Origin of the sequence: Shewanella sp. 4t3-1-2LB (genome assembly GCF_017368415.1) — a bacterium.
GTDB classification, from domain to species: Bacteria; Pseudomonadota; Gammaproteobacteria; order Enterobacterales; family Shewanellaceae; genus Shewanella; species Shewanella fodinae.
On record NZ_JAFNJD010000082.1, the window covers coordinates 1 to 5,056 of the forward strand.

Annotated in this window: 5 protein-coding genes; 2 read left to right on the forward strand and 3 right to left on the reverse strand. The window is 37.6% G+C overall.

Annotated features, from left to right (window positions below; all coding sequences use genetic code 11):
• Nucleotides 1-518: 518 nt before the first annotated feature.
• Together J3L11_RS18420 and J3L11_RS18425 are read right to left on the reverse strand one after the other, a co-directional pair.
• Nucleotides 519-1,910: a ThiF family adenylyltransferase gene (locus J3L11_RS18420; protein WP_207571933.1), complete on the reverse strand. Its 1,392-nt coding sequence runs from the start codon at nt 1,908-1,910 to the stop codon at nt 519-521.
• Nucleotides 1,910-2,971 (reverse strand): multiubiquitin domain-containing protein, encoded by a 1,062-nt coding sequence (locus J3L11_RS18425; RefSeq protein WP_207571934.1) that lies wholly within the window; start codon nt 2,969-2,971, stop codon nt 1,910-1,912. The genes J3L11_RS18420 and J3L11_RS18425 overlap by 1 nt, the downstream gene beginning before the upstream one ends.
• A gap of 211 nt (nt 2,972-3,182) precedes the next feature.
• Between J3L11_RS18425 and J3L11_RS18430 the strand changes: the two genes are divergently transcribed.
• Nucleotides 3,183-3,506 carry a helix-turn-helix transcriptional regulator gene (locus tag J3L11_RS18430; RefSeq protein ID WP_207571935.1) on the forward strand — a complete coding sequence of 108 codons (324 nt, stop codon included), beginning with the start codon at nt 3,183-3,185 and terminating at the stop codon, nt 3,504-3,506.
• 6 nt (nt 3,507-3,512) lie between these two features.
• A complete protein-coding gene (locus tag J3L11_RS18435; protein WP_207571936.1) occupies nt 3,513-4,349 on the forward strand; it encodes an ImmA/IrrE family metallo-endopeptidase in 837 nt (278 codons plus the stop codon).
• Nucleotides 4,350-4,433: 84 nt separating this feature from the next.
• On the opposite strand, the gene dcd is transcribed toward J3L11_RS18435, so the two are convergent.
• On the reverse strand, nt 4,434-5,056 hold a 623-nt coding region (dcd, locus tag J3L11_RS18440; RefSeq protein ID WP_207571937.1), incomplete at its 5' end, for a dCTP deaminase.

A 5,056-nucleotide genomic window follows, 5' to 3' on the forward strand; every position in this document is an offset into this window, starting at 1 on the left:
AATAATGATTCCAGTGAAATGTTATTCTCAAATATATCTTTTGTTTTTACTAACAACTTTAACAATATGAATATGGCAAGTAAGTTCCAAAAGAAACTGTTAAACCAATTTGGTAATTCTCCGCTGTATTTCGAAACTATTCCTAATATGTTCTCTTGCATTTCATTTCCTTATTTAATCGCACCACTGAATTTTCCCATTCTTTAACCAAAAATGAGAACCGCAGCCGCTTTTTCTCCATACGGAGGGGAATAGTGTTGGAGTAGCATTTTCATCTAATATTAGCTTCCAATGTGGTTCAACGTTTGGTAGTAACATGAGTTCTAGCGTGTCACCACATCCACATGGGCAAAGAAAACCCACGGACCAACTCTCACCTTCATCGACAAGATGAATTATTGTATTTTTAGGAATATTTTTCGGAAGATGATCTCCCTGCATTGTTCTTACTTTATATCGAGATGGTAACCATTTTGGCCATTTTTTCTGTAAAAATGAATATATCCACCTAAAAAAAATCATTTTTCATCCTCCAATGCGGGAATTCCTAGTAGAGGGCTTTTAAAAGCTTTTGCAGCGATCACTGATGTATATGGAGAACAGCTGAATGAGCTTTCATCCGTATATTCATTTTCACATTCAGCTAAACTAACGATCGTTCTAGCATATTTGCTGTTAGAGTTAAGCCTATAAGGATATGTTCTAGATATAAATTCTTGTACGCAGATTGCAGCAGCTTTCATGTTAGCACTAATAACAGATGGTGCTTCTTCTATAGACCCTGGCATATATCCTTCTTGAACGCGCTTTTCATACAGTTCGAAATCAGAAGATGCGAGATCTTCAGCTGCAACTCCAGAAGAAGTGTACACTCCTCTATCAAAAAGAGAGCTTTTTCTTGGTTGAACGTAGTCTATCCGTATATTGATATCTAGAATCGCTTCACTACCGTTCTGCTGCTTACGTATCGGAATAACAACACCAACATCAAATAAAGGCATTAGAAATGCGGAAGATAGTAAGTCACACACATTTCTACCAATTTGACTATCTACACAGCAAAATAAAATATCAGTTTTACTGACCTCATAAATCGCCTTTTTTGAGAAAATTGAAAATGGGACAGCAGTGACATCTGTATTAGGTGAAAAGCTTTTTACGCTTCTCTTAAATAAGTCAACTTTAAGTTCACCGGTATCGGCATCATTCAATTTAGAATTAAGGATTCTATTAAGATTCTTATGCTCTATTCGGTCGTAATCTACTACAGTTATACTTCCAACCCCCATTCTTGCTAATTGTTCAGCAACAATACTTCCAGTTCCTGAAACACCTACTACGGCAATGCTTAACCTTGCTAACTCATTGGACATCGAGTTGCTAAAAGCCATTGGTCTTTGATTTGTGTCCTCAGCATCAGACCAAAAAAATTGAAAATCATCTCCATAAATAGCTACAAGTTCTATATCTTGTGGTTCGTAACTTCGATTATATAGACGAGCCTTGACAGCTCCAGATGGAATCATAATGGCGCTGCCATGTAGGGGACCACTGGGCAAAGCCATTGATAGAGACGTCATAACGACTTTATCAGACTCATCATCAAGTGATGAGAAGCCCCAGTATCCACCAGGATGGGAATGGATCACTACAATGGATAAATTATCTAACTCCGCGTGATCTATTGCTTTTTCTAAATAGCTTCCTGGCCAAACCAACTCGTCTCCCTGCCTATCACACTCATTATGAGGGACAAAAATTACTTCACACACGAGTAGTTTCATTGGCTTTGCGATAGTATTGGTGCACAGTAAAATGGCTGCAGACTCTTTCTGATCTTTTGTTATAAGGTGATTTTTTAATTGCTGGTGAGTGACACCATCAAACACAAGTGTTGTTCCCTTTCTCATCAAACCACCTCCCGTATAATCGATTCTTCAACCACCCCAAGTTGACTAATCACGGAATCTTTCATCGGGGACCAATTACTGCGGTGCCTAGACCAACGTTGGTATGGTTTACCCTCAATTGTTTGGATAACCTGTGTTTGTGGAATAGTCTGCTTACTTAACAATGACAAATTGGGGTGGCAATAGAACATATCGAGCTGAGAGGTTGGATAGGTCGCCGGTATTTCGATCGCTATTGCGCAACTACTTTGTACGTACCCTGTGGGCAGTGTGTAGTTTTCTATTATTAACCAGCGTTTCGAACCATCTATTATAGTTCGCCAAAGATAGCTACTTTCTGTAAGGAAGGCTTCGTCTTTTGCTAATAATGTGAAAGCGTTAGGTACAATCTGGGCTTCACCATTATTAATTGCACCGGGCGTTAATCTTAATCTTTCTATACCAGGCCTTGTTAGGTCAATGATATCATTTAGGCTAAGCTGTGCCTTGGGCAGATCTTTTACCTTTAGGATAATGATCCATCCTTGGTCAGGATCCACACCAGCCTTAGACAGGGCCTCTCTTACTGAAATCTGAGGCGTGTTACTTGTGATTTTCACACCGTGAACATCAAGTACCCATTGTTGAGCTTTACTGTAAAACCTCTCGATCCCTTTAGATGATAGACTAAAACTCTTATCTCCATTCACCTCAATATCTGCTTCATCTTGCTGTTCAAACCAAAGTGATTGTGAGTCTTCTATGTTACCCAATTCCCTGAGTAAGCCCTCATCAATGCTATCAAACCAAGCATAACGTTCATCGTTTAGTATGAAATAACTAATGCTATCTGCTTTTCGTGCGTAAAATTTTGAAGCATCAGCAAGATTAACAACCTCCTCTAAACCTAATTCGTATGTAGGGCCTATCTCAGGTTTAGCGATCAGCACATACTCAATAGATGGTCGACATTGAGCCGCATGCAAAATCTGTTCTACGGTGGGTGATTGATCCTTAAGATGGATGCTGTTGCCATTCACTATAACTTGCACCGTAGGGAGGGAACTATCCAAACTATTCATATTTTTAATCCTCAAGTAGGAGTATTCGACTAAAATTAATGTTCGATATACCGAACGATAGTGGTAGTATTGATCGAACTCAGTGTTCGGTCAATAGGTATTTTTAAGTTCGTTATAAAAAACTTACGTAAGGCTAGCCGCAGATAAATCCTACTAAACAAGTATGAATTCGTTCGCTATAATGATGGCAATTGAGATGAGGTGACAAACAATGACTTCTCCACTGGGACAAAAGATAAATTCTAGAAGAAAAGAGATGGGCATCAGCCTAGAGCGTTTAGCCGATATGGCTGGTATAAGTAAAAGTTATCTGTGGGAGCTTGAAAATAGAGATAAGCCGAATCCTTCTACGGAAAAAATTGCACAGATAGCTATGGCGTTAGATGTAACGACTGAGTTTCTTCTAAGTAGTAGCCTTGAGGCTGATGTTGATATGGATGATCAAGTTTTTTTTCGTAAATATCAAAAGCTTAACCAAAAAGAGAAGGCAAAGTTTCGGCAGTTGGTTGATGTATGGGCTGATGATGAGGATTAGTGTAACGTGGTTAAAGTTTTGAGGCCGCAAGCTGAAGCAAACAAAATTTCAAGGGTACTAGATACTGTACTTGGGCTTGAGCGGTACCCAGTGAATGTTAAAGATATAGCTGTGGGGATTTCTGAGTCCAAGTTTCCGGACGAACCAATTTCAGAAATACTATCGGGATCATTTGAAAGTGATGCTTTTCAAGGAGCGCTAGTAAAGCATTCAAAAAAAGCAAAGTGGAAGATCATATACAATAATGCACTGGTTTCTGATGGTAGGATAAACTTTACTTTGGCTCATGAGTTTGGGCATTACATTTTGCATCGAAGCTTACAAAATGAGTTTTCGTGTACTACTGACAAATATGAGTCATACGATTCTGGACTGATGGCTAAAGTTGAGTCTGAAGCAGACGAATTTGCTTCATGTTTATTGATGCCATTGCATGACTTTAGAAAACAAACTGAGAATAACGATGTGTCCATTGAATTGCTGATTCATTGTGCTAATAGGTATAACGTATCCTTGATGGCAGCAGCTCTAAAGTGGAAAGACATCATTCCAAAAAGAGTCGTTGTTGTTGCAGCAAGAGATGGATTTTTATTGTGGGCCTCCTCAAATAAAGCTGCTTATATGTCTGGCGTGTATATAAGAACCAAAAATAATGCAGTACCAGTACCAGATAATTCCTTAATGAAAAGTGATAGTTGTGGAAGTATACATGGAAAAACTCAAGTCACAAATGCAAGGATATGGTTTCCTAATGAACCAATAGATATGTCTATTACTGAGCATGTTTTTATATCTCAAAGCGATTATAATTATGTACTGGGCCTCTTGATTCTTCCTTTTTGAGTTATTTCTTATAAAAAACAATAGGATGAAGTGTTAATATGGTTATGTTAGTTTTAAAAAGTAACAAATTTTATAATCAAAATATTACTTTTCCTCTCTTCTTATTTTCTCCAAAATTTCTAATTCGGCGTCTAACTCAGCTCCTGAAACGATTGGACGAACATTTCCAAAATACTTTCGGCCTTCTTCTTCATTAAGATAGTTATCACCTACTTCATTTTTAAAAATTCTTAGTTGGCAAATTCTTGAACCGACAACTAATTCAATTGGAGTGTTGCCATGGTTGAATAATTCTAATGAAACACATCCTCTATAACTTGGTTGAATCATTGTGTTAAATGTTAGACCTAAACGAGTATAGCTACTTCTAGAAAGAACATCAGCAAAAAAATTAGAGGGTAAACTTATATATTCTAAAGTTGTTGCAAGAACAATTTGATTCGGGTAAACAATGAATCGCTCTCCCAAATCACGTCGAGTTTCTTGAAAGAATGTTCTAATTGGTTGATGAGTTTCATTACTTTCACTAGGGAACAATTCAATAGATGATTTTCTTGTCATTATTGAAACTAGAAAGTCATAACCTAATCGGAGGTCAATAGTAAATGCCCCTATTTGCTTGCTAGAGATAAGGGGGTCAATGAATAATGAATCTGACTCATTCGAAGAAAGAGAATCAGTAATTTCCTTTTTATTCAGTAGTTGCA

What these genes read in the sequence shown, in the direction of transcription:
- J3L11_RS18420 (WP_207571933.1), bottom strand. Translation starts at nt 1,910, where the DNA reads ATGAGAAAGGGAACAACACTTGTGTTTGATGGTGTCACTCACCAGCAA.
- J3L11_RS18425 (WP_207571934.1), bottom strand. Translation starts at nt 2,971, where the DNA reads ATGAATAGTTTGGATAGTTCCCTCCCTACGGTGCAAGTTATAGTGAAT.
- J3L11_RS18430 (WP_207571935.1), top strand. Translation starts at nt 3,183, where the DNA reads ATGACTTCTCCACTGGGACAAAAGATAAATTCTAGAAGAAAAGAGATG.